This is a genomic window from Aliirhizobium wenxiniae, from assembly GCF_019511445.1.
In the GTDB taxonomy this organism is placed as follows: Bacteria; Pseudomonadota; Alphaproteobacteria; order Rhizobiales; family Rhizobiaceae; genus Neorhizobium; species Neorhizobium wenxiniae_A.
On the sequence record NZ_JAEUAN010000004.1, the window covers coordinates 1 to 25,225 of the forward strand.

The 25,225-nt window shown below is 59.1% G+C and carries 24 protein-coding genes and 1 tRNA gene; 7 read left to right on the plus strand and 18 right to left on the minus strand.

From position 1 onward, the window contains the following. The 8 genes from JNB91_RS05865 to JNB91_RS05900 all read right to left on the minus strand — a co-directional run. The coding region (locus JNB91_RS05865) for a helix-turn-helix domain-containing protein (RefSeq protein WP_220324599.1) at window positions 1-224 on the minus strand (224 nt) is incomplete at its 3' end. A gap of 225 nt (window positions 225-449) precedes the next feature. After that, entirely contained in the window at window positions 450-1,292 is an 843-nt protein-coding gene (locus JNB91_RS05870) for an MBL fold metallo-hydrolase (RefSeq protein WP_220324600.1), read from the minus strand. 2 nt (window positions 1,293-1,294) lie between these two features. Next, the gene (locus JNB91_RS05875) at window positions 1,295-2,077 is read right to left on the minus strand and encodes a TatD family hydrolase (protein ID WP_220324601.1); all 783 of its coding nucleotides are present in this window, start codon (window positions 2,075-2,077) and stop codon (window positions 1,295-1,297) included. A 74-nt stretch (window positions 2,078-2,151) separates the two neighbouring features. Further along, a complete protein-coding gene (gene metG, locus JNB91_RS05880; RefSeq protein ID WP_220324602.1) occupies window positions 2,152-3,711 on the minus strand; it encodes a methionine--tRNA ligase in 1,560 nt (519 codons plus the stop codon). 116 nt (window positions 3,712-3,827) lie between these two features. Then, on the minus strand, window positions 3,828-4,859 hold the full coding sequence (locus tag JNB91_RS05885; RefSeq protein WP_220324603.1) for a DNA polymerase III subunit delta': 1,032 nt from the start codon (window positions 4,857-4,859) through the stop codon (window positions 3,828-3,830). Beyond that, on the minus strand, window positions 4,856-5,521 hold the full coding sequence (tmk, locus tag JNB91_RS05890) for a dTMP kinase (RefSeq protein ID WP_220324604.1): 666 nt from the start codon (window positions 5,519-5,521) through the stop codon (window positions 4,856-4,858). Before tmk ends, JNB91_RS05885 begins: the two co-directional genes overlap by 4 nt. A gap of 88 nt (window positions 5,522-5,609) precedes the next feature. After that, entirely contained in the window at window positions 5,610-6,776 is a 1,167-nt protein-coding gene (locus JNB91_RS05895; protein ID WP_220324605.1) for a D-alanyl-D-alanine carboxypeptidase family protein, read from the minus strand. Window positions 6,777-7,038: 262 nt separating this feature from the next. Further along, window positions 7,039-8,094, minus strand: a complete 1,056-nt coding sequence (locus tag JNB91_RS05900) for a septal ring lytic transglycosylase RlpA family protein (RefSeq protein ID WP_220324606.1) — start codon at window positions 8,092-8,094, stop codon at window positions 7,039-7,041. A gap of 461 nt (window positions 8,095-8,555) precedes the next feature. On the opposite strand from JNB91_RS05900, the gene JNB91_RS05905 reads away from it, so the two are divergent. Then, window positions 8,556-8,645, plus strand: a tRNA-Ser gene (locus JNB91_RS05905). 212 nt (window positions 8,646-8,857) lie between these two features. On the opposite strand, the gene JNB91_RS05910 is transcribed toward JNB91_RS05905, so the two are convergent. From JNB91_RS05910 to JNB91_RS05950, 9 genes are all read right to left on the minus strand, one after another. Next, complete coding sequence (locus tag JNB91_RS05910; RefSeq protein WP_220324607.1) at window positions 8,858-9,610, minus strand: DUF3800 domain-containing protein; 753 nt, start codon at window positions 9,608-9,610, stop codon at window positions 8,858-8,860. A 514-nt stretch (window positions 9,611-10,124) separates the two neighbouring features. Then, window positions 10,125-10,514 carry a Fe-S cluster assembly scaffold SufA gene (gene sufA / locus JNB91_RS05915; RefSeq protein WP_220324608.1) on the minus strand — a complete coding sequence of 130 codons (390 nt, stop codon included), beginning with the start codon at window positions 10,512-10,514 and terminating at the stop codon, window positions 10,125-10,127. A gap of 112 nt (window positions 10,515-10,626) precedes the next feature. Further along, the gene (locus tag JNB91_RS05920; protein ID WP_112511628.1) at window positions 10,627-11,001 is read right to left on the minus strand and encodes an SUF system Fe-S cluster assembly protein; all 375 of its coding nucleotides are present in this window, start codon (window positions 10,999-11,001) and stop codon (window positions 10,627-10,629) included. Window positions 11,002-11,033: 32 nt separating this feature from the next. Next, entirely contained in the window at window positions 11,034-12,275 is a 1,242-nt protein-coding gene (locus tag JNB91_RS05925; RefSeq protein WP_220324609.1) for a cysteine desulfurase, read from the minus strand. Window positions 12,276-12,475: 200 nt separating this feature from the next. Next, a complete protein-coding gene (sufD, locus tag JNB91_RS05930) occupies window positions 12,476-13,759 on the minus strand; it encodes a Fe-S cluster assembly protein SufD (RefSeq protein ID WP_220324610.1) in 1,284 nt (427 codons plus the stop codon). 19 nt (window positions 13,760-13,778) lie between these two features. After that, the gene (gene sufC / locus JNB91_RS05935; RefSeq protein ID WP_220324611.1) at window positions 13,779-14,534 is read right to left on the minus strand and encodes a Fe-S cluster assembly ATPase SufC; all 756 of its coding nucleotides are present in this window, start codon (window positions 14,532-14,534) and stop codon (window positions 13,779-13,781) included. Between the two features lie 3 nt (window positions 14,535-14,537). Continuing rightward, window positions 14,538-14,768, minus strand: coding sequence for a hypothetical protein (locus JNB91_RS05940; RefSeq protein WP_220324612.1), 231 nt, complete (start codon window positions 14,766-14,768; stop codon window positions 14,538-14,540). 3 nt (window positions 14,769-14,771) lie between these two features. Continuing rightward, the gene (gene sufB, locus JNB91_RS05945; protein WP_220324613.1) at window positions 14,772-16,241 is read right to left on the minus strand and encodes a Fe-S cluster assembly protein SufB; all 1,470 of its coding nucleotides are present in this window, start codon (window positions 16,239-16,241) and stop codon (window positions 14,772-14,774) included. Between the two features lie 150 nt (window positions 16,242-16,391). After that, window positions 16,392-17,558, minus strand: a complete 1,167-nt coding sequence (locus tag JNB91_RS05950) for a cysteine desulfurase family protein (RefSeq protein WP_220324614.1) — start codon at window positions 17,556-17,558, stop codon at window positions 16,392-16,394. A gap of 238 nt (window positions 17,559-17,796) precedes the next feature. Between JNB91_RS05950 and JNB91_RS05955 the strand changes: the two genes are divergently transcribed. The 5 genes from JNB91_RS05955 (at window position 17,797) to JNB91_RS05975 (ending at window position 23,584) form a co-directional block, all read left to right on the plus strand. Next, window positions 17,797-18,474, plus strand: coding sequence for an alpha/beta hydrolase (locus JNB91_RS05955; RefSeq protein WP_220324615.1), 678 nt, complete (start codon window positions 17,797-17,799; stop codon window positions 18,472-18,474). Between the two features lie 154 nt (window positions 18,475-18,628). After that, window positions 18,629-18,991: a hypothetical protein gene (locus tag JNB91_RS05960; protein ID WP_220324616.1), complete on the plus strand. Its 363-nt coding sequence runs from the start codon at window positions 18,629-18,631 to the stop codon at window positions 18,989-18,991. 79 nt (window positions 18,992-19,070) lie between these two features. Then, a complete protein-coding gene (gene secD / locus JNB91_RS05965) occupies window positions 19,071-21,599 on the plus strand; it encodes a protein translocase subunit SecD (protein WP_220324617.1) in 2,529 nt (842 codons plus the stop codon). 84 nt (window positions 21,600-21,683) lie between these two features. Then, window positions 21,684-22,130, plus strand: a complete 447-nt coding sequence (locus JNB91_RS05970; RefSeq protein WP_220324618.1) for a YqaA family protein — start codon at window positions 21,684-21,686, stop codon at window positions 22,128-22,130. Window positions 22,131-22,225: 95 nt separating this feature from the next. Then, window positions 22,226-23,584: an APC family permease gene (locus tag JNB91_RS05975; RefSeq protein ID WP_223218074.1), complete on the plus strand. Its 1,359-nt coding sequence runs from the start codon at window positions 22,226-22,228 to the stop codon at window positions 23,582-23,584. Window positions 23,585-23,590: 6 nt separating this feature from the next. On the opposite strand, the gene JNB91_RS05980 is transcribed toward JNB91_RS05975, so the two are convergent. Beyond that, window positions 23,591-24,205: an HAD-IA family hydrolase gene (locus JNB91_RS05980; RefSeq protein WP_430736257.1), complete on the minus strand. Its 615-nt coding sequence runs from the start codon at window positions 24,203-24,205 to the stop codon at window positions 23,591-23,593. A 201-nt stretch (window positions 24,206-24,406) separates the two neighbouring features. Between JNB91_RS05980 and JNB91_RS05985 the strand changes: the two genes are divergently transcribed. Beyond that, window positions 24,407-25,177 carry an SDR family NAD(P)-dependent oxidoreductase gene (locus JNB91_RS05985; protein WP_220324620.1) on the plus strand — a complete coding sequence of 257 codons (771 nt, stop codon included), beginning with the start codon at window positions 24,407-24,409 and terminating at the stop codon, window positions 25,175-25,177. The last annotated feature ends 48 nt before the right edge of the window (window positions 25,178-25,225 follow it).

Below are 25,225 nucleotides of genomic sequence, written 5' to 3' on the forward strand. Positions count from 1 at the left end.
CGGAACTCCTCGCTGTGGCGCCGATTGCTCGGCCGTGATCGCTTCTTCGAAACGAGCCCGGCCGGACCATCCCGGTCATAGGCCTGCAGCAGCCGATGGACCTGACTTCGACTGAGGTCGAGACGTTCGGCCACCTGGACGACGCTCAGGCGTTCGTCACGGATCTTCTGGATGAGTTCGAGGCGATGCAATTCTTTCTGCGACATGGTGATCAAAAAGGACATGACGACTCCGACCGCTCATGGTCTCGACCAGGCTGAAGACCGTCATCCTTGCTCCCAACGTTGGTTTTGACCAGTGCGTAGAGAGGCGAGACTGTCGCATCTCTAACTGGCCCAACTGTCGCATTACTAAATAGCCCTTACACGCGAAGATCGCATAAGATAGATTATGGAACAATCTGATATGGCAAAACTACCAGAGACTTGCAGAGATCCCTTGAGATGCTCTTATAAATCGCCGCCCGGTACGTCGATCTCGAAACTCAATCCATCATATGCCGGCTCCACATGATCCGGTGTCTCGTCCATCACAGTCTGATAGTCGAGCGGAATGTGCATATGCGTGAGTATGGCACGCTTGGCGTCGAGACGCGTAATCCAGTCCAGAGCCTGTTCCACCGACAGATGGCTCGGGTGACGCGTATATTGAAGAGCGTCGATGATCAGCATGTCGAGGCCGGAAAGCCGCTTGATGCTCTCAGGCGGGAAATCGCTGACATCCGTGCAGTAAGCGACGTTGCCGATCCTGAAGCCGAGCGAATGAACATCGCCATGGGCCTGCATATGCGCGTGAAACCGGATCGGCCCGCCGGCGCCATCGATAACGATTTCGTCCTCCAGATCGTCGATCAGCATCGGCGTCACGATTGGCGGATAATTTCCGCCGGGCGGTGTCTCCAGGCAGTAGCGGAACCCGTCGCGGATGCGCTCCATGGTCAGCGGATCGGCATAGATCGGGATCCTCTGCCTCTGCAGAAGCACATAACCGCGTAGGTCGTCGATGCCATGAAGGTGATCGGCATGGGCATGCGTATACAGAACCGCATCGACCTTTTGCACTCCGGCGGCAATCATCTGTTCGCGGAAATCGGGACCAGTATCGACCACGACGGTGGTCAGGCCGCCATCCGGAGCAATCTGTTCGATCAGAAACGCCGTTCGCGTTCTCCGGTTTTTCGGATTATCGGGATCGCAGGCTCCCCAGTCGCCATTCAGCCGCGGCACACCCGGAGATGACGAGCAGCCGAGGATGGTGAAGCGCCTGCGGTATCCGGTTGCGACCTCTGGCACGCCTACAGCCTCGGCATCTTGGAGAAGCAGCGGAAGGCATTGTCCGTCGTGATGGCAGCGATTTCGTCGTAGCTGACGCCATGAACTTCGGCCAGAACCTCGGCCGTATTGACGACATAGGACGGTTCGTTGCGTTTGCCGCGCCAGCGCTTGGGCGCCAGGAACGGCGCGTCGGTTTCCACCAGCAGACGGTCCCGCGGCACGGTCTTGGCTATATCGCGAATATCCTGTGATTTCGGGAAAGTCAGGATACCGGAGAAGGATACGTAGCCGCCGAGTTCGACACCGGTCCGGGCGAGGCCGGGTCCAGCCGAAAAGCAGTGAAGAATGAAGGGGAAGGCCCCCTTCCCGCTTTCGTCGCGCAGGATCGCGATCATGTCCTCATCGGCGCTGCGGCTATGGATGACCAGTGGAAGCTTGGTGATGCGCGCCGCTTCGATATGCCGGATCAGGCCGGTTTTCTGGTCCGCCGGCGTCTGCGTATCATAAAAGTAATCGAGACCGGCTTCACCGATCGCCACGATCTTTTCATGGGAATTAGCCAACCGGATCAGGTCTTCCGCCTGAATATCCAGTTCTTCACCCGCATTGTTCGGGTGGGTGCCGACGGAGCAGAACACTGACGGGTATTTGTCTGCGATTGCCAGCAGCGTATCGAGCTTTTTCACGCGCGTCGAAATCGTCACCATCTGCTTCACGCCGGCCTGATGCGCTCGCTCGATGAGATCCTCGCGCTCTTCATCGAACTCGGCAAAATCCAGATGGCAATGGGTATCGATCAGCATGGACACGTTATTCAAACCTTGACTTCAATATGTGCGACGGTCCGGCATGAAATGCCGGACCGTACTTGATCGTTTCAGGCGCTTGCCTCGGGCGCGACATAGCGCGGGAAGACAGGCGTCGGCGCTTCGATCGCGGTGCCCGGCTGCAGGCGACCGGCCTCGCCAAGTGCTGCGAAATCACGCGCGTCTGCGGAAGCGGCAACCAGATCAAGCAGCTTCTCCGAAGAACCCGGCATGAAAGGCTGCAGCAGAATGGCGATCTGGCGCACGACCTCGGCGGTGACGTAAAGAACCGTGCCCATGCGTTCCGGATCGGTCTTCTTCAACGCCCATGGCTGCTGGCCGGCAAAATAACGGTCCGTTTCCGAGACGACGGCAATGATCGCTGCCAGCGCCTTATGGATCAGATGCTTGCCCATCTCCTCGCGGCAGATGGCGATCATCGCGTCGGCGGAAGCGAGCATCTCGCGGTCCGCATCCGTCAGTTCACCCGGTGTGGGGATCTGGCCGTCGCAATTCTTGAAGATCATCGACAGCGAGCGGCTGGCAAGGTTGCCGATACCGTTTGCGAGATCGGCATTGATACGGGTGCCGATTGCGTCCTCGCTGCAATGGCCGTCCTGGCCGAACGAAATTTCGCGCATCAGGTAAAAACGGATCGCATCGAGACCGAAATGTTCGATCAACTCGAACGGATCAAGTACGTTGCCGAGCGATTTCGACATCTTCTCGCCGCCCTTGGCCAGCACGAAACCATGCGCATAGACGCGCTTGGGCAGCGGCAGATTGGCCGACATCAGGAAGGCAGGCCAGTAGACCGTGTGGAAGCGGATGATGTCCTTGCCGATGATATGCGCATCCGCCGGCCAGAACTTTGCCCGCGGACCGTTCTCGTCGGTCAGAAGGCCGGTGGCCGTCACATAGTTGGTCAGCGCATCGACCCACACATACATCACATGTTCCGGATCGTTCGGAACCTTTACACCCCAGTCGAATGTCGTGCGCGAAATCGACAGATCCCGGAGCCCCGATTTGACGAAGGAAATGATCTCGTTGCGGCGTTCCGCCGGACCGATAAAATCGGGCTGGTCTTCGTAAAGCTTCAGAAGCCGGTCCTGATAGTCGGACAGCTTGAAGAAGTAGCTGGACTCCTCGACCCACTCCACCGGCGTGCCCTGAGGGCCGTAACGAACGCCGTCGGCACGCACCTCGGTCTCGTCCTCGGCGTAATAGGCCTCGTCGCGCACGGAATACCAGCCGGCATAGCTGTCCTTGTAGATGTCGCCATTGTCGGCCATCCGGTTCCAGATGATCTGGCAGGCTTCATGATGGCGCGGCTCGGTGGTGCGGATGAAATCGTCGTTGGAGGCGTTGAGCACGCGGCCCATTTCGCGGAATTCGTTGGAATTGCGCTCCGCAAGCTCCTCCGGCGAAATGCCTTCCTTGCGCGCCGTCTGCTGCATCTTCTGGCCGTGCTCGTCCGTACCGGTCAGGAAGAAAACATCTTTTCCATCAAGGCGCTGGAAGCGTGCCATGGCATCGGTCGCGATCAGTTCGTAGGCATGGCCGATATGCGGCTTGCCGTTCGGATAGGAAATCGCGGTGGTGATGTAGAAAGGCGTCTTGTCGGACATGGAACACTCGGAAAATGGTTTTTCGCGGCACAGCGGCGCGGGTCATGCCGCTCTTAGCGCATGTTTGGCTGATGCGAAACCCAAACTTCCTGATGAAAGCCTTTAACGGGCGATGGTCAGGCGGCTTTTGCGGCTTCGAGGATGGAGAGCAGCGTCTGCTTTTTATCGAGATTATAGGCGGTCGACACGGTGATCTTCTCGACGATCTCGCTGACCAGCTTCGCCCTGCGGTCGGCAATCGCCAACTGCCCCTGCAGCGCGGCATGACGAGCCTGCTCCACCAGATATTCGCTCAGGTGCTCGAGGAAGAAGGTGAAGATCACCTCGCTGTCCTTGCCGGAGAGAACGTCCGCGAGCCGGTGCATGGCCTTGCGCGCCGAAGGCCCCTCACCGGTGACGATCTCGTCGAATGCGGCGATGATATCGAGCCCGCCGTAATTCTTCAGCTTCAGGGCGCGTGCGACGCTGCCCTTGGCAAGGGTTCGTACCGCCTCCTCCGTCTGACCGCCATCGAGCGACTGACCGAGAGCTTTCAACGCTCCTGCAAGCTCACCATCACCAAGCGGTGACAGCTTCAGTGTCTGGCAGCGCGAGCGGATCGTCGGCAGAAGTTTTCCGGGTGCGTGGGACAGAACCAGGAACATGGCGCCACGCGGCGGCTCTTCCAGGATTTTCAGGATTGCGTTGGCGGCGTTCCGGTTTAGGTCGTCGGCCGGATCGATAATGACGATACGGCGGTTTCCTGTGCCCGAAGTCTGCGAAAAGAAGCGCCCTGCCCGCCTCACCTCGTCGACGGTAATCGCGCTTTTCACCTTGCCGGTCTTGTCGTCTACCGGTCGCGTCAGGTGCAGAAGATTGTGGGATGCGCCCGACAGGATCTGCCGGCTGATCGGTGTCGACGGATCGGGATCGGGAATTGTCACCGGCGCGAGACCCGGTTCGGGATTGGAAAGCACGTAGTTGGCAAAGCGGAATGCAAGCGTCGCCTTGCCGATACCTTCCGGCCCCTCGATCAGGATCGCATGATGCGACTTGGCGGTCCGATAGCTGCGCGCCAGGAAATCCAGCGCCTCGGCATGGCCGAAAATCTGCGTGTTTGCAGCCGGGTGAATGGCCCCGTCCAGAATATTGGCTGCCGTATCGCTCAAGAGACCTGCTCCGTGGCGATTGCGTCCTCGGTCGTCGTTTCCACGAGCGTGAAGATCTCGTCGGCAATCTCGTCTTCCGGTCGTCCGGCATCGACAATTCTGCAGCGGTTAGGTTCTGCCGCCGCAATATCGAGATAGGCCTGTCGGCGCTTCTCATGCGTCTCGACTTCTTCCTTCTCGAAACGATCCGGCGCATCGCTGCCGCCGCGACGGCGCGCCCGCGCAAGGCCTGCTTCGGCCGGAAGATCGAGAATGAAGGTGAGGTCAGGCATCACCCCATTGGTCGCGATGCGCTGCAGCGCCTCGATGAAACCCGGTTCGAGATTTCCGGTAACACCCTGATAGACGCGCGAGGAATCGACGAATCGGTCGCAGAGCACGACCGCGCCCGTGTCGAGCGCCGGACGGATGACCTCTTCTATGTGATCGTTGCGAGCGGCGGCGAACAGGATCGCCTCCATGCGCACGCCAAAACTCTCGGCGGCACCACTTAAAAGAACGTGCCGAACGGCTTCCGCGCCGGGGGATCCGCCCGGTTCCCGCGTCACCAGAACATCATGACCCGAGCGGCGCAGACGATCCGCCAACCGGCGAATCTGGGTCGATTTGCCGACCCCCTCGCCGCCTTCGAAGGTGATGAATATGCCCGAACGATCTGTCACGCGTGTCTTTGAACCTGTCTCTGTCTGATCGGCATATAACCCATCGGCCGCAAATTCGGAACGAATTTCAGCATGCCGGATAAGGCTGTCAAAGCCAGAAAAACAGAAGCTCCATCAGGGCGTCGCTTGCTTGCGCCCTCAAACCACCAACCTCGACGGAGGCCGCAGCCTCGAGCGGGATTTCGCGGATAACCCTGTCACCGGAGAAAATCTTCAAGGTGGCGATCTCCCTGCCCTGCTCCACCGGTGCCCGCAAAGGCCAGTGATAGGCGATCCGGCCGGACAACCGCTCCGGATTGCTCTTCGGCACGAAAATATCGACGGGTTCGCGCGTAACGAGGTCGACGCGGCCGTCGACGCCGCCATAGACGCTTGCCTGCCCGATGACTTCTCCGGCCTTCAGGACGACGCGGGTTTCAAACGAGGACAATCCCCATTCCAGAATGCGCCTGGCTTCCTCCGAGCGTTCCTTGTCCGTTGCAAGCCCGCCGAGAGCCAGGAAGAGACGTGTCCTATCCCGCTCGACGGATGCCGAGATCGCGTAACCCGACCCTTCGGCAAAGCCGGCCCCCAGCCCATCCACGCCCATATTGAGCGACAGAAGCGGGTTCTTGTTGCGCTGGAAAATCTTGTTCCACTCGAAATCCGGCTGTGCATAAAGCGGATAATAGTCCGGATAGCTGCGATAGAGATGCCGCGAAAGCTCCACGAGATCATGGGCGGTGGTCCAGCTTTCGGCATAGGGAAGACCGGTGGCATTGCCGAAGCTCGAACGCGAAAGCCCGAGATCCTTGGCCCTCGCCGTCATGCGCGCAGCAAACTCTCCCTCCGAACGGGCAATCCCTTCCGCAAGAATGATGCAGGCATCGTTGCCGTTCTGGATGATCACGCCACGCATCAGATCAGCCACCGGCACCTGCGATTTCAACGCCGCAAACATCGTTGTCGTACCGGAGGGCGCGCCGCCCGTGCGCCAGGCATATTCGCTGACGGGATAAAGCGTCTCGGGTGAGATCGCGCCCCTTTTCAACGTATCGAAAACGACTTCCATCGTCATCAGCTTGGCAAGAGATGCGGCCGGAAAGGACTGGTTCTCATTGACGGCCAGAAGCACGGTGCCGGTCGCGGCTTCAACGAGATAGGCCTGCTTCGCCTTTGTCGCGAATGCGGGCTGGGCCTCCTGCGCATATACACTCTGTGCCGGTTGCAGTGCGAATGCAGCCAGTACAAAACCCAGAGCCAGAAAACCTTTCATTATTCCCCCGCAGTCCGTCCAGTTCTCGCTAACGCATGCCTCCCGAAGATTGTCCTCGGTTTCGGCGTAAGGACATGCGTAGAGACAAGAAGCTAAAGCGCGATAAACGACTCGCAAAGATCACGCTTAAGCAGCATCGTCGCATTTATGCTGGATAAAGAACGCGATGACACTTCACAAAAGCAAATCACCCCAAAAACCTTGTCGGCTTCCGGGGTGATGAGCTGTCAGTCCTGATCGGAAATTCCGGCCAAGGCCGGCATCAATATTTCTGGCCGGGCTTCGGCGGCTCGAGCAGCATGTTGCCGAACATGACGCGCGTAACCTTGCCCTGCTGCGGTTCGGCGGCATAGGCGGTTTCCGTCGTCTGCATCTGAACCGGCTGTTGTACACGCGCCTGCTGAACGCGTTGTGCTGGCTGGGCACGCTGAGCCTTCGGCTGGATCGGCGCGGGCGAATATGCGGATGCGACAACGCGTTCCTGCTGGACCGGACGAGCGGCAGGTGCCGCCTTGCGTTCGACCGGAACCGGCGCGGCGCGTGCGACGGACGCCATTTGCGCCGTCTGCTGCTCGAACTGGGCTGCCGCCGGGCGTTTCGCCTGGGATGCGCTTGGCGTGCGTCCTGCATAGGCAGTCTTGGGAACCGCCGAGCCATAGCTCTGCAACTGATCGCCAAGCGGCTGGTTCGACGCAACCATGACGCCGCTTGCAATCTGACCGCCAGGATTGAAGGACGGCAGGCGATCACCCTTGCGGACGTAGGAGGCCATCAGGAACGGCATGTCCTCGCCATCCATCCGCGCACGCCCCATATACTGAACGTTGACGCGGCCGGTGCCGGTCTGCTTGATGTCGATCATCTCGGCGGTCTTGTCGGAAACATCGATGATGCGACCGGCATGATAAGGACCACGGTCGTTGACGCGAACGACGACCGAAGATCCGGTATCGAGATTGGTGACGCGAGCGTAGCTCGGCAGCGGGAACGTCGGATGCGCGGCGGACAGGTGCGAGCTGTCATAGACCTCGCCATTGGCGGTAAGGCGACCATGGAAGGCCGAACCATACCAGGAAGCAAGGCCGGACTTGTTGTAGTTCGGATCTTCCTTGGGCACGTAGGTCTTGCCCTTCACTTCATAAGGCTGGCCGACCATGAACCGGCCGCCACCCTTGGGAACGGGCTTGCCATCAGTGACGACCCGCGGGCTGGCTTTCACGCCGTATTCCGACTCGGCAAAATATTCCTTGCTTTGGCTTTTCTTCTTCGGAACTTCCGCCGTCTTCGTCGAGGCACAGGATGCCATCGTCGCGCACATTACACTGATCCCCAGCCATTTAGACCAGAGGGAAAGTCTGCCGCCACTCAAACTCAAAACTCGTCCGTCCCTATGTCGTACTGTGCGAATATGATGCGGAGGCCTTTAAAACCGTCCCATTCGCGCCCATCACTCCACCCTCGTGCAAACACTCAGGCTCAATATTGAACAGGTTTTGCTTTGTTCGTGGCGGAAATGCGAACAAAATCTGTGGAGTTGTTAAAATACAACGACTTATGGTTAATGAATAATGAAGTCGACAAAATTTACAGCTGTTTCAATACGGGGCACGTCGAGATGTATACTTAAGGTTAACTATTCTGCGGCGCAAACCTCCTCGGGAATCACGTTTCGCGCACCTGCGATCACCCATTGCTGACGCTTTACGCCACGTTCGTCCCTCAGCTTCGTCCTGGTCGCCGTTGACGCAGCGATCAAGGAACGATAAAGCGCAACGGTTCGGAAGAGTGGCCGAGTGGTTTAAGGCAACGGTCTTGAAAACCGTCGTGCGGGGAACCGTACCGTGGGTTCGAATCCCACCTCTTCCGCCATTTATCTAGTAAAATCAATTATTTGGGTTGCGCAAAACGATCTGCAGGTCGTTTTATCATAACGATGAACATGTGCGTTCGTCTGATGTAGGTTTGTGTCCCTAGGGGCATGTCCTCATGTGCTTTGACACGAATCGTTTCTACGATATCCTCCTACCACTCTCGCAAGGTGACTCCACTACCAAGAGCAGTGTGAACCGTTTCGACGGCGGCTACGATCGGGCCTTGATCTTGCGAGACCTCTCCTCACGGAGGCGGCGATGCCAGATCGTGTATTTGCCTCTGATCGGGGAATTCTGCATCGGATCTCTTATCCCTGCTCGCTCCAACACATAAGAACTCAGGTGCGCCTTCGAAGCCGATGCATCAGGGCGGTTGTGATGGCCATTAATCCGAAACGTCATTGCGCCAAGTAGTAGATCTGTCATCTGCAGGCAAATTATCTTCTTCGAGTCTCTAAATTGAACTCTGCGGAAAGGTGCGCGCCGGTCTCCATTTTTCCGACAGCCAGCGTTGAGTATGGCGCGTAGCTCCTCCGTCGTGGCCTTAGTATCTCGGTGATCGGGATAAACGTGGAATATCGCGCCAGGATAGATCTTTGCGCACTTCATGAGCAGCTGGTAGATCTCCTTATTGAAGCCCGTTTCTCGGTCGCCCTCATTGTACAGATCATCCCGTAGCTTCGAGGTGTCGACGACTAGAGAATGAAACTGGATCGGGCTTTCTCCAACTGAGAAATCGAAAAATCGATCAATCACTAGCTTGTACGCGTGAAGCTCGGCATTCGACACCTTGTTCCACTTGAGTTCTCCGTCGGGTAGTTCGAGTTGCTTGCTGTAGCGAATCGCCAACTCGAAGTACGGCACCCACCTAGTCTCTATGACCAAGCAACCTAGAGTAAGGAAGCGGTGCTTCGTCTGACTGCTCTCGTCGAGAAATATCGAAAATGTGGGTAGAGTGTTCACGGTTCGAATCGCCGGCTAGTTGCGTGTCACAGAGTGAACCGAAGCTTGGATGGTTTTCCAGTCACGGACGTCAAATCGCTGAATTCCCACAGGTTTCCACAGCAGTATCCTAGTCTATGAAACAAAAAGCCCAGGAAATCGCACTTATCGCTTGTCGCCGATTTAGGAACTCATCTGCCGATTCTTTTCCTGTAGACGTAGATCAACAAAACTTTTTGCCGCCTCTGCACCAGCCCTGATTAGGAGCGCGTTGCTGATAAGCGAAACGCGCCGCGTTTCGGCTCCACGATTCGAAATCAAACGTTCTTCATTTCTGTTCATGCTCTTCGCTTTTCCAGCCCCCGTCCTGCGTTCTTAGCGCGGCGGCTGTTATTTTGCCCATGAACGAGAAAAGCCCCAGGGCGTCACCATGGGGCTTTTGATCAAACAGCAGACTTGTAAAGCTCTTTCAATTCGGCATTACACCTAAGCCCATTGCGCGCCTTTGCATCGCAAGTCGGCAACATCGGATCGATTAAGCGCTGACGCCTGCTTCGCGTTGCTTGGCGAGTGCGGCAAGGTCTGCCGGCTTCAGTTCGACCGATTCCCCACAACCGCAGGCGGATGTCTGGTTCGGGTTCACGAAGGTGAAGCCGGAGCGCATCTTGGTTATCTCGAAATCCATCTGCGTCCCGAGCAGATAAAGAACCGCGGACGGCTCGATCCAGACTTTCGCCCCCTCACGCTCTATGAGATCGTCCTTTGCATTCGCCTCGGTGACGAGGTCGATCGTGTATTCCATACCGGCGCAGCCGCCCTTCTTGATGCCGACGCGTATGCCCTTGGCATCCGGACCGGAATTGGAAACGATCTGCTTGACGCGGTCTGCTGCCGCATCGGTCATGGTCATCACTGCAAAGCCCATCGGCTCATTCCTCTTCCACAACCGGGTTCAAGGCCCGGTGTTTCTGACACTCAATTTAGTCTCGGCGACGCGGCGGATCAATACCAGCCGCCCGCGCGATCTTGTCCGCGCGTTAGTACCAGCCGACAGCCACCTGTGCTTCTTCGGACATGCGTTCCGGCGTCCACGGCGGATCGAAGGTCATTTCGACTTCGACGCCGGATACGCCCTGCACGGCGCTCACGGCATTTTCCACCCAGCCCGGCATTTCGCCGGCAACCGGGCAACCGGGAGCGGTCAGCGTCATGGCGATCTTGACCATGCGGTCGTCCTCGATGTCGATCTTGTAGATCAGCCCGAGTTCAAAGATGTCGGCCGGGATTTCCGGGTCGTAGACAGTCTTCAGCGCCGCGATGATGTCGTCCGACAGGCGCTCCAGTTCATCCGCTGGAATGGCGGATTCGATGATCCCTTCGCGGGCGTCCCACTTCGGTATGTCTTGGTCCATGGCCTTCAAATGTCCCAGTCAGTTCGCTGAATTCAAGCAAAGAAATTGCGGGCGTAATCAAGCGCGTCGGCGAGCGCATCGACTTCGGCACGGGTATTATACATGCCGAACGATGCGCGGCATGTGGAGGTGACGCCGAAACGTTTCAAGAGCGGCATGGCGCAATGGGTGCCGGCGCGAACCGCGACACCGCGACGATCGATCACCATCGATACGTCATGCGCATGAATGCCGGCAAGTTCGAAGGAGAAGATCGCCCCCTTGCCCGGTGCATTGCCGATGATCCTCAGCGAATTGATCGCCGAAAGCCGCTCGGTTGCATAGGCCGTCAGGTCCGCCTCGTGCGCGGCGATCGCGGCGCGGCCGACCTTATCCATGTAGTCCAGCGCATAACCGAGCCCGATCGCCTGGACGATCGGCGGTGTGCCGGCCTCGAAACGATGCGGCGGATCGTTATAGGTGACGAAATCCTCTGCCACTTCGACGATCATCTCGCCGCCGCCCTGGAAAGGCCGCATCTCCTTCAGCCGATCCATCTTGCCGTAAAGCACGCCGATACCCGACGGACCGTAGAGCTTGTGGCCGGTCATCACGAACCAGTCGCAATCAATATCGCGGACGTCAATCGGCATATGAACCGCGCTCTGGCTGCCGTCAACAAGAACCGGAATGCCGCGCTCATGGGCGATGCGGCAGATTTCTTTCACCGGTACGACCGTGCCGAGTGCATTCGACATATGGGTGACGGCAACCATCTTGGTCTTGTCCGTCAGCGCGTTCACGAAATCTTCGATATGGAAAGCGCCGTCATCATCCACCGGCACCCAGGTGATTTTCGCACCCTGCCGTTCGCGGATGAAATGCCACGGCACGATATTGGAGTGATGCTCCATGATCGTGATGACGATCTCGTCGCCCTCGCCGATATGCGGCATGCCGTAACCATAGGCGACCGTGTTGATCGCTGCGGTCGAATTACTGGTGAAGACGATCTCGTCCACCGAACCTGCGTTGAGGAACCGCCGAACTTTTTCTCGCGCCGCCTCATAGGCATCGGTAGCGGCATTGGAAAGGAAATGCAGGCCGCGATGCACATTCGCATATTCGTTGGAATAGGCATGGCTGATCGCGTCGATCACCGCCTTCGGTTTTTGCGCAGAGGCTCCGTTGTCCAGATACACGAGCGGCTTGTTGCCATGCACCTTGGTCGACAGGATCGGAAAATCCCGCCTGATGGCATCGACGTCATAGGCGGCCGGTGTAATCTGGTCCATCGCAGACCCTTTCTGTCACGCCCTTAGGCGAAATCCCGCAAAGATCGCAGCGGTTACCGGCATGGTCGCCACCGTCGCTGCGTCATCCTCGGCCTTGTGCCGAGGATCCAATCACGTTGCAACCGGTTCAACGGTCGCAGATGCTCGGGACCAGCCCGAGCATGACGGGAGGAGATGACGTATCTCCTCCTCGCCTCACATCAGGCGTGCTTCTCAAGCCAGCTGGAGATCACGTCTTCCAGCGGTTCGACCAGCTTTTCCTCTTCCAGCTCTTCGACGATTTCGGCGACGAACGCGTTGACCAGCATGGCGCGCGCCTTGCTCTCGGTCACGCCACGAGCCATCAGGTAGAAGAGATGGTTGCGGTCGATATCGGCAACCGTGGCGCCATGGCCGCAGATGACGTCGTCGGCGAAGATTTCCAGTTCCGGCTTGACGGAGAAATCGCCGTCATCGGACATGAGCAGCGTGTTGCACGCCATCTTCGCGTCGGTCTTCTGTGCATCGGGCGCGACCTTGATCATGCCCTGGAAAACGCCGCTCGCCTTGTCGAACACGACATTGCGGAAGGTTTCCGTAGAGCTGGTATGCGGTACGTTATGACCGAGAACCAGAGTCACGTCCGTATGCGTGTCGCCGCCGAGCAGGTTGACGCCGCGCAGCGTCAGTTCCGCGCCCTCGCCCTGAACCTCGATACGAAGCTCCTGGCGCACCAGCTTGCCGCCGGCATTGACCACGTAAAGACGCAGCTTGGATTCCGCACCGAGCTTGACGCGGATCTGCGCCAGATGCGTGTCGGAAGCGCCCTGCTGCTGCAGGATGATCCAGGTGATGTCTGCCCCGTCTCCAACCGTCAGATCACTGATAGAGGAAACCAGCGCCGCAGCCTCCGTCTCCGAGCGGTGACGCTCGACGATCGTGGCCTTCGAACCCGCGCCGAAGGAAACCGGAAAACGCGTATGGATCTGGCCTTCGCCATGCGAGGCTTGCAGCTCGATGACGTCCTCGATCTCCGCATTGGCCGTAATGTCGAGTGCAAGGCCGTCACGCACGAACGAACCGTTGAGGCGGCCGATCGCGTCGTCCTTGTCGAGTGCGGTGAGGCCGGCAACAGCAGAACCGTCGCTCAACTGATCACGGAAGGCGACAATCGTCACGCCGTCGATCTCAGCATCCGCATGGGCCTCGCCCTGCAGCACCGGCAGCACGGTCGAGCCCTTTACCAGCGGCGAGACCGACGAGGCTTTCGCGCCGGCAACACGCTCAGGCACGGCGCGCAGCAGGTTTTTCAGGTCGGTATAATGCCAGGATTCGATCCGGCGTGTCGGAAGCCCGGCATTCTTCAGGTCGTCGAGAAGACGGTCGCGGGTCCCGGTAACGGCGCCATTGCCCGGCAGTTCGCCGATCTGCGCGGAAAAAGCCTCGACGAGTGCCGTCTCGGCAACCGTGAGCTTGGCCACTGGCTGATTTGTCTGGATATTCATGCCAAAATCCTTCCCGGTATCAGGCCGCAGTCCCGATCACATCGGCATAACCGTTGGCTTCCAGTTCCTGCGCCAGTTCCTTGTCGCCCGAACGGATGATCTGGCCCTTGTAGAGAACGTGGACGGTATCCGGCACGATGTAATCGAGCAGGCGCTGGTAGTGGGTGATGACGATGACCGCACGATCCGGCGAACGTAGCGCGTTGACGCCGTCGGCGACGATCTTCAGCGCGTCGATGTCGAGGCCCGAATCCGTTTCGTCGAGAACGCAAAGGGTCGGCTCCAAAAGCGCCATCTGCAGGATTTCGGCACGCTTCTTTTCACCGCCGGAGAAGCCGACATTGAGCGGACGGCGCAGCATGGCCGGATCGATCTTCAGGCCTTCGGCGGCTTCCTTGACGCGGCGCATGAAGTCCGGCGTGGTCAGTTCGTCTTCGCCACGCGCCTTGCGCTGCTCGTTCATCGCCACCTTGAGGAACTGCATGGTGGCGACGCCCGGGATTTCGACCGGATACTGGAAGGCGAGGAAAATGCCCTTGGAGGCGCGTTCCGCCGGGTCGAGTTCCAGAATGCTCTCGCCGTTATAGGTAATGTCACCCTCGGTGACTTCGTAATCTTCGCGGCCCGACAGGATGTAGGAGAGCGTCGACTTGCCCGAGCCGTTCGGTCCCATGATGGCGGCAATCTCGCCCGGCTTCACGGTCAGGTTCAGGCCACGAATGATCTCGGTACCGTCTTCGGCGATGCGGGCGTGCAGGTTCTTGATCTCAAGCATTGCTTACTTCTCTCGTTCAGGCGGCTTCTTCCCTGAGAAGGAGCCTGGAAAATTTAGATATTCGGCCATCAGGAGGGCCACCATGAGCAGAAAACCGGATCCGACGACCAAGGGCGTTGTGAATGGCCAGTCGAACCAGTAGGAGAGCGCGGCGCCCCCAAACCCCGACAGCGAAACCAACAGCGCTAGGATGTAGATTTGCAGTCGGACAGGGAGAGGTTCACGCTCCTTCATTCGTTACCCCACACTACCCTCAAGCGAGATGCCGATCAGCTTCTGGGCTTCGACGGCAAATTCCATCGGCAGCTGCTGGATGACATCCTTGACGAAGCCGTTGACGATCAGGGCGATCGCTTCTTCTTCCGGAATGCCGCGCTGCATGGCGTAGAATTTCTGGTCGTCGGAGATCTTCGAGGTGGTCGCCTCGTGTTCGATCTGCGCCGACTGGTTCTTCACCTCGATATAGGGCACAGTATGCGCACCGCACTTGTCGCCGATGAGAAGCGAATCGCAGTTGGTGAAGTTGCGGGAGTTCTCAGCTCGGCGGTTGATAGACACCTGGCCGCGATAGGTATTCTGCGACACACCGGCCGAAATACCCTTGGAGATGATGCGGCTCGACGTGTTCTTGCCGAGATGGATCATCTTGGTGCCACTGTCGATCTGCTGATGGCCGTTGGAGACGGCGATCGAATAGAACTCACCCTGGCTTTCATCGCCGCGCAGGATGCAGGACGGATATTTCCAGGTGATCGCCGAACCGGTCTCAACCTGGGTCCAGGAAATCTTCGAGCGGTGACCACGGCAATCGCCACGCTTTGTGACGAAGTTATAGATGCCGCCCTTGCCTTCCTTGTCGCCCGGGAACCAGTTCTGCACTGTCGAATACTTGATCTCTGCATCATCGAGAGCAACGAGTTCGACGACGGCGGCATGGAGCTGATTTTCGTCACGCTGCGGCGCCGTGCAGCCTTCCAGATAGGAAACGTAGGCGCCTTCCTCACAGATGATCAGCGTGCGCTCGAACTGGCCGGTATTCTTCTCGTTGATACGGAAATAGGTCGACAGTTCCATAGGGCAGCGAACGCCCTTCGGCACGAAGACAAACGAACCGTCGGTGAAGACCGCAGCGTTCAGCGTCGCGTAATAGTTATCCGTCGTCGGCACGACCGAACCGAGATACTTCTTGATCAGTTCGGGATGCTCGCGGATGGCTTCGGAGATCGACATAAAGATCACGCCGGCCTTCTGAAGTTCCTTCTTGAACGTCGTGACGACCGAAACAGAATCAAACACCGCGTCGACGGCAACCTTGGAGGTCTGCACGCCGGCCAGGATTTCCTGTTCGCGCAGCGGAATGCCGAGCTTCTCATAGGTGCGCAGCAGTTCCGGATCGACTTCGTCGAGCGACACCGGGCCGGTCACGTTCTTGGGTGCGGCATAATAGTAAATGTCGTTGAAGTCGATCTTCGGGTAATCGACACGAGCCCAGGTCGGCTCTTCCATGGTCAGCCAACGCTTATAGGCATCCAGACGCCATTCAAGCATCCAGTCCGGCTCCTGCTTCTTGGCCGAAATGAAGCGGATGATATCTTCAGAAAGCCCCTTCGGAGCCTTGTCCACTTCGATAACAGTCTCGAAGCCGTATTTGTACTGATCGATATCGATCCCACGGACCTGATCGATCGTTTCCTGGACAGCAGGCATCTTCAGTCTCCAAATTTTGCCGGTTCAAATTCCGGCAATTCCGTCAGTCTTGCGGGGAAAAACAATGCCTCCCCCATGTAAGCGCCAAAAGGAGACTTTCCCACCTTTTGGCAAGCAGAAAATTGCTTTTCCGCCAAATCAGAAAGCCACTTATGCGGCTTGTTCCGGCAGCTTGCGACGACCGGCTATTTTCCGAAAGGCAGCGATGGCTGCCTCGATGTCGGCCTCGGTCGTTTCCGGGCCGAGAGAAATGCGCAAGCCCCCGATATCCGAGTTGAAGCCCATGGCCGTCAGGACATGGCTTTGGCCGACCTTGCCGGAAGAACAGGCGGATCCGGCAGAAAGCGCGATGCCTTCGAGATCAAAGGCAATCTGCCCCGTTTCCGCTTTAAGCCCCGCAAGTGTGAAGAAGCTCGTATTGGCAACACGCGGACCGTCTGCACCATGGATGACAACATCCGGTGCCGCCTGCACCATCGCATGTTCCAACCTGTCCCGCAGTTCGCCGATCCGGGTCGTGCGGCTTTCCAGATCTTCAGACATCACTTCAGCCGCTGCGCCGAAGCCGATGATTGCGTGAAAATTCTCTGTCCCCGAACGGTGACCCTTTTCCTGGCCGCCGCCACGGATGAGCGGTTTCGGCATCAGCACCTCCCCGCGGGAGACAAGTGCGCCGACGCCTTTCGGACCGCCGATCTTGTGCGAAGAGACGATCAAAAAGTCGGCGTCCAGCGCATTGATATCGAGTGCGATGCGCCCTGCCGCCTGAACCGCATCGACCACCATCAGGCCACGATATTTATGCGCAAGCGCTGCGGCTTGGGCGACCGGCTGAACGATACCCGTCTCGTTATTGACCAACATCACAGCCACCATGGGCAGTCCCGAGGCTGGATCGTGATTGGCGAGAAGCGCTTCGAGAGCCGCAAGATCGACAATGCCAGCCGAATTGACCGGCACTTCCTTCACTTGCTCTGCGTCAAAGCGACCGCCCTCGCGAATTGCCGGATGTTCGATCGCAGAACAATAAAGACGAGAAACCGTCACCGGCGCCCGACCCATCCGGTAATCCGGCGTCAAAACGTGATTGGAGGCTTCGGTCGCGCCGCTCATGAATGTCACGTGGGCGGGGTCCGCGCCGACAAGAGCAGCCACCTGGCGTCTCGCCTTTTCCACGGCGGCACGCGCAGCCCTTCCCTCAGTGTGAACGGAAGATGCATTTCCAGGCAACGAGAACGCCTCGATCATCGCAAGACGCGCGGCCTCAGACAGGGGAGCCGTCGCATTCCAGTCGAGATATGTCCGCTTCAACGCCATCGTTTAGCTGCGCTTCCTTGGTCGACAGATAGATTTGAACTCCACGCGGACGCAGAATCCTCATTTTAGTTGAAATCTCAACTGCGCTTGCCTTAAGAGACTTCGCAACGGGCATTGCTGTCGCATGCTCAAGTTTCGAATGGTTCTAAACTGAGTTCTAGAAAAGCTGAGCGCCTTCGTCAAGTCAAACTCGACGGCAAGCGTAAGTTGGAACCAAACACGATTGACCGGAGTACCGATGCCCGAAGTGATTTTCAACGGCCCTGCCGGCCGCCTGGAAGGACGTTACCAGCCCTCCAAGGAAAAGAGTGCGCCGATCGCGATCATCCTGCATCCGCACCCGCAGTTCGGTGGCACGATGAACAATCAGATCGTCTACCAGCTCTTCTACATGTTCCAGAAGCGCGGGTTCACGACGCTGCGCTTCAATTTCCGCTCGATCGGCCGCAGCCAGGGCGAATTCGACCATGGCGCCGGTGAACTGTCGGATGCCGCATCGGCGCTCGACTGGGTGCAGAGCCTGCATCCCGATTCGAAAAGCTGTTGGGTTGCCGGTTATTCCTTCGGCGCCTGGATCGGCATGCAGCTGCTGATGCGCCGTCCGGAAATCGAAGGATTCATGTCGATCGCGCCGCAGCCGAACATCTACGACTTCTCCTTCCTCGCCCCCTGCCCGTCGTCCGGCCTCATCATCAACGGTGATTCGGACAAGGTGGCGCCGGAGAAGGACGTCAACGGCCTCGTCGAGAAGCTGAAGACCCAGAAGGGCATCCTCATCACGCACAAGATCGTCGAAGGTGCGAACCACTTCTTCAACGGTCAGGTCGATACGCTGATGGGCGAATGCGAGGATTACCTCGATCGCCGCCTGAATGGCGAACTGGTGCCGGAACCCGCCGCCAAGCGCATCCGCTAAAATACATCGGGCCTCGAAAGAGGTCCGTTTTGTTGACCGAATTGGCACCGTCCTCTAGAAGGCGGCCTCGTTCGGAGCTATTTCCGAATCTCTAATATCCGGGAAGGTGCGGATGGCGGTATTTCCGCTGCGACATCGGAAGAAAAGCGAGCGCGTGCAAGCCGATCTTGCGCGCCTGCCTGTTCTCGCCGCCGCTTTCCTCATTGCCCTCTTCGGTCTTCTCGCCGGCTCCCCACGCAATACTGACATCGCCGCCTCGGCACGACCGGTGGATGATCGCTCGGACCGCTCCCCGGCGCTGACCAAGCGCGAGCCCTTGCGTGCCGTTTCCATTGCCGAGCGCAAGGATGGTACGGGCAACCATGCCTCGACCGACGAAGGCCTTCCTGCGCCGCAATTCTTCGCCCTGCCGGCAAAGATCTACACAGCCGCACAGGCTCCCGGTCATAAGAATGCTCTGTTTTCCGGTGATGACTGGCCAAGCGCCCTGCCCCGCGCACCGCCTGTCCCGGCTTGAGCACGACATTCGCCTCACGGCATGAAAGTTGACGGCCAAGCTGACCGCTGATCGGTCCGGGCCAAACAGGATCTGAACAATGAGAAATTCCCCGTGGTTGGTGGCAAGCTATGCTTTCATCATCTTCATCGGCATTCTGGTGGCACTGCCGAATGTCATTCCGCAGTCCACGCTGGACCGCATGCCGTCTTGGCTTCCCCATAGCCGCGTATCGCTCGGTCTCGACCTTCGCGGCGGCTCGCATCTGGTGCTCGAAGTCGATCGCGCCGATCTGATCAACGAGCGTATCCAGAGCCTGACCCAGGACACACGCCGCGTCCTGCGCGACAAGAACATCAACACCTCCGCCATCCGCCGCGCAGGCGACGCGATCCTGGTGACGCTGCGCGATCCCGCCCAGCGCGATCAGGCCGTCACCGAGTTGCAGACCCTGTCCAACCCGGTCGGTCTCGGCTCCGTCGGCAGTTCCGACCTTTCGATCACCACGCCAAGCGAGAATTCCATCTCGATCTCGCAGACCGAAGCGGGCATCAATGCCCACATCGCCGGTGCCGTCGAGCAGAGCCTTGAGATCATCCGCCAGCGTGTCGACCAGGTCGGCGTCGCCGAACCGACGATCCAGCGCGTCGGCTCAGACCGTGTCCTCGTTCAGCTTCCGGGCGAACAGGATCCGTCGCGCCTGCGCCAGCTTCTCGGCTCAACCGCGAAGATGAGCTTCCACCTGCTCGGCAATCCGGGTGAACCCGGCGTCACCATGCTCTCCGACGAGCGCGGCCAACAGTATCCGGTTCTCGACCGCGTCGAACTTTCCGGCGACCGCCTGACGGATGCCCGCGCCGCGTTCGAACAGCAGACACAGCAGCCGATCGTCACCTTCCGCTTCGATAGCGCCGGTGCGACCCGTTTTGCCCAGATCACGACCGCCAATGTCGGCCGTCCCTTTGCCATCGTTCTCGACAACAAGGTCCTGAGCGCACCGACCATCCAGACGCCGATCACAGGCGGCTCCGGTCAGATCTCCGGCAGCTTCACGCCTCAGGAAACCACCACGCTCGCAGCCCTGCTGCGCGCCGGTTCTCTTCCGGCCAAGCTGACCGTCATCGAAGAGCGCACCGTCGGTGCCGACCTCGGTGCTGACGCCATCGAAATGGGCATTTTCACCGGCTTCATCGGCTTCGTGCTGGTCGTCGGCTTCATGTTCTTCCTCTATGGCTTCTGGGGCATCCTCGCCAACACGGCCCTGCTCATCAACGTTATCCTCACCTTTGCAGGCCTGACGCTGATCGGCTCGACACTGACACTGCCCGGCATCGCCGGCGTCGTGCTCGGTATCGGCTTGGCCGTTGACGCCAACGTTCTGATCAACGAGCGCATCAAGGAAGAAACCCGCAAGGGCAAGAGCGCCTTTGCGGCGATCGACGCAGGTTTTGCCCGCGCCTACTCGACCATCGTCGACTCCAACGTCACCGCCCTTATCGCAACGGTTCTTCTCTTCTGGTTCGGCTCCGGCCCGGTTCGCGGCTTTGCCGTCACCATGGGCCTCGGCATCATGATCTCGATGTTCACCGCCGTTTCGGTCGTGCGCGTCGCCATGGTCGCCATCACCGCCCGCCGCAAGCTGAAGAAGATCGAGATCAAGCCGCTGTTGCCGATCAATCTGGTTCCGGATGGCACGCAGATTCGCTTCATGCGCGGTCGCTATATCGGTATCGGCATTTCGATCGTACTCTCCATCGCCTCGGTCTTCCTGTTCTTCAAGCCTGGCCTGAATTACGGCGTCGACTTCCGCGGTGGTATCCAGATGGAAGTCGTAACCCAGAACGAAGCCGATCTGGCGGCCTTCCGCTCCGGCCTCAGCGAACTCGGCTTCGGTGAAGTCGGCCTGCAGGAATTCGGTGCCCACAACCGCGTTCTCGTGCGTGTCGAGCGCCAGGAAGGCGGCGAAGAGGCACAGACTGTTGCTGTCGAGGCCCTCAAGGCTGAAGTCATCAAGATCGACCCGACCGCCAAGGTGGAGCGCACCGAAGTCGTCGGCCCGAAGGTTTCGGGCGAGCTTGCCGTTGCAGGCTTCCTGTCGCTCTTCCTCGCTTCGATCGCGATGATGATCTATATCTGGGTGCGCTTCGAATGGCCGTTCGCGGTCGGTGCGATCGTTACCCTGATCCTCGACATCACCAAAACCGTCGGCTTCTTCGCGATCACCGGCCTGGACTTCAACCTGACCGCTATCGCCGCCGTGCTGACGCTTGTCGGCTACTCGGTGAACGATAAGGTCGTGGTCTATGACCGCATGCGCGAAAACATGCGTATCTACAAGAAGATGCCGTTGCGCGACCTGATCGACCTGTCGATCAACGAAACGCTGGCACGAAGCCTCTACACATCCGCCACCGCGTTCCTGTGCATGTTGCCGATGGCAATCTGGGGCGGCAGCGCCGTGTCGAGCTTCGCCATCCCGATGGTCTTCGGTATTGCGGTCGCAGCTCTTTCGTCGGTCTTCATCGCAGCCCCGATCCTGCTCTTCCTCGGCGACTGGCGTACTCGCCACCGCGCCCAGAAGCCGGCAGACGATGTTACCGAAGACACGGCAGGCGCGACCAAAGCCTGATCCTTCCGGTCACCAGGAACTATCGAAGGGCGGCGGCAACGTCGCCCTTTTCTCTATCCCTGTCTCCACTAGGATCACGATCAGATGGTATTCGACCTCGCCGCCTATGCGGGTCTGTTTTCCGCAGCCTTCATCGCGGCGACGCTCCTTCCGCTGCAATCGGAAGCCATTCTCGTCGGCCTGATCCTGAAGGGCGATTATTCGCTGATCGCCCTGCTTCTGACCGCCTCGGTCGGCAACACGCTCGGGTCCGCCGTCAACTGGCTGCTGGGCCGTGGCGTCGAGAGGTTCAAGGACCGGCGCTGGTTTCCGGTCAAGCCGGCGCAGCTTGAAAAGGCGCAGGGCTGGTACCGCCGTTATGGAAAATGGTCGCTTCTCTTGAGCTGGCTGCCGATCGGCGGGGATGCACTGACGGTCGCCGCCGGTGTGATGCGTGAACCGCTGCCCACATTCCTCATCCTCGTCTTCATCGGCAAGGCGGCGCGCTACCTTGTTCTGGCCGCTATCACACTGGGATTCCTGCAGATCTGACGCCAGATCACATCCACATCAATTTCGCATCCTTGGAACCTTCCGCCACCTCACGCCATTGTTTGCGATGATTTCGATGCTGGGAGGAACAAGCGATGCAGAATGTCACCAAGGAAAAGGGCGACCGTCCTGAACTGAAGCGCGTCATGGGGCCGGGCCTGCTTCTCCTCTTCATCATCGGCGACATTCTGGGAACCGGCATCTATGCCCTGACCGGACAGGTCGCTGCCGAAGTGGGCGGTGTCGTCTGGCTGCCCTTCCTGATCGCCTTCATCGTCGCCCTGCTGACGGCCTGCAGTTACCTGGAGCTTGTCACCAAATATCCTCAGGCGGCGGGTGCAGCACTCTATACGCACAAGGCGTTCGGTGTGCATTTCATCACCTTCCTCGTGGCCTTCGCAGTCATGTCCTCCGGCATCACCTCTGCTTCCACTGCATCGCAGGCCTTTGCCGCCAACTTCACCACCTCGCTTGGCCTTGATCTCGGTTCCTGGGGTGTTCCACTGCTCGCCGTCGGCTTCATCGCGCTTGTTGCGGCGGTGAATTTTCGCGGCGTCGGTGAAAGCGTCAAGCTGAACGTGCTTCTGACCGTCGTCGAACTCACCGGCCTGCTGATCATCATCGGTATCGGTTTCTGGGCCATCGCCGGTGGTCAGGGCGATGTCTCGCGCGCCTGGACCTTCGAGCACCCGGAAGGCACCGGCTTTTTCTGGCCGGTCATCGCCGCCACCACGCTCGCCTTCTTCGCCATGGTCGGCTTCGAGGATTCGGTCAACATGGCAGAGGAATGCAAGCAGCCGAGCCGCATCTTTCCAAAAGTCCTGCTCGGTGGCCTCGCCATCACCGGCCTGATCTACATCCTCGTTGCGATCTCCGCGATCACGCTGGTCCCGGCGACTGAACTGGGCGAAGGCGACACACCGCTCCTGAAGGTCATCCAGGCCGGTGCGCCCGATTTCCCGATCGGTGTTTTTGCCGTCATCACCATGTTTGCGGTCGCCAACTCGGCCCTGATCAACATGATGATGGCAAGCCGCCTGATCTACGGCATGAGCCGCGAAGGCGTGCTGCCGGATGTACTCGGCAAGGTTCATCCCGAACGCCGCACGCCCTATGTGGCGATCGTCTTCACCTCGCTGCTGGCTGTCGCCCTGATCGTGTTTGCCGGTGGCGTGAAGGCGCTGGGTGGCACGACGGCACTGCTGCTGCTCTGCGTCTTCGCCATCGTCAATGTCGCAGTCCTCGTCCTGCGCAAGGACAAGGTCGAGCACAAGCATTTCCGCACGCCGACGATACTGCCTGTGCTCGGCGCCATCACCTGCGCGTTCCTCGCAGGTCCGTGGACAGGCCGCGACCCGGTTCAATACGTGATCGCAGGCGCCCTGCTCGCTTTCGGTACGGTTCTGTGGTTCGCCACCGTCCAGTATATGCGAACCTCCAATGAGACCGCCTGACGGGCCTCAGGCCTTGCGAACCGACAAACGGCCGTCGTCGCCCACATGCGCGGCGACGGCCGTGTAATCCTTCATCCTGTACCGTCCGCCATCCACCGGATGATGATGCGTCGCGGTGATCACCATCACCTCGGCGCCAGCCGCCTCGCCTGCCTGTATGCCTGCCGGCACATCCTCGAAAACCAACACGTCCTCCGCCTTGACGCCCAACCGGTCCGCACCGAGCCGATAGCCCTGAGGATTAGGCTTTCCGATTGTCACGTCTTCCGCCGAAACCAGATATTTCGGCACGGGAATACCGGCTGCAGCAAGTCGCGCCTTGGCAAGTTCCAGCGGCGAGGATGTGACGATCGCCCAGCGCTCGACCGGCAGGGCCTTCAGGAACTCGGCAGCCCCGCCAAGCGGCACGACACCTTCCACATCATCGATCTCTCCGCGCAAAATCTTCTCCGCCTCGACCTGCGGATCGACGCCGGGAAGATTGAGGTCGGTGATCGTGTCGATGCCGCGACGGCCATGCATGGTCGGCAGGAACTTTTCGACATCGAGCCCCATGCCCTCTGCCCATTTGCCCCAGACCCGTTCCGCCGCGGCCGTCGAGCTCAGAATCGTGCCATCCATGTCGAACAGGAAGGCGGCATAGTCGCGCGACGGCAGGACCGGGTTTTCAGCAGAAGCAGAAGACAAGGAATTTCCTCTCGAATTGAGTGGCGAATGGCGGGGTCTCCATGACTATCTCGCCAGTGACGCAGGCGCAAATAATCCCGTGAATTTTTCACCCACTGGCGTAAGTTTGCCGCGGGACATCAAAGGGAGGATCATTTGACATACCCATCCGTAAGCCATGCTGATCTTGATGGACGCGGCGTCTTAATCACCGGTGGCGGTTCGGGGATCGGCGCGGCTCTTGTCGAAGGTTTCGTGAGACAAGGCGCGAAGGTCGCCTTTATCGATATCGCCGAGGAACCGAGCCGGACACTGGTCGAGCAACTGGCGCAGGATGCGGCCCACGAGCCGGTATTCGTCAAGGCGGACCTTTCCAATGTGGATGAGGCTCAAGCCGCCGTTCGTGAAGCCGCTGAGCGTCTGGGCTCGCTTTCCGTTCTGGTCAATAACGCGGGCTGGGATGACCGGCATGAGATGGCGGACGTCACAGAGGACTACTGGGATAAAACCCAGGCGATCAACCTGAAGCAGATGTTCTTCGTTTCGCAGGCTGCTGTTCCGTTCATCCGCCAGGCAGCCGGTGGCGTGATCGTCAATTTCTCGTCGATCTCGTACCTGCTGAATATGGGGGATTATCCGAGTTACACGACCGCCAAGGCCGGGATTATAGGCCTGACGAAGGGATTGGCAGGGAAGCTTGGTCCGGAGGGTATCCGGGTCAATGCGATCCTGCCGGGCATGATCGTCACCGAACGGCAAAAACGTCTCTGGCTGACGGATGACGGGATGGCGGCAATGCTCGCTCGCCAATGCCTGAAGCGAACGCTCGACGCCGAAGATCTTGTCGGCCCCTGCCTCTTTCTAGCTTCAAACGCATCCGCCGCCATGACAGCGCAGACGCTGATCATAGACGGCGGAGCGCTCTGAAAGAAAACGCCGCGCGGACGGAGAGAGATGCCCGCGCGGCCTGTGCAC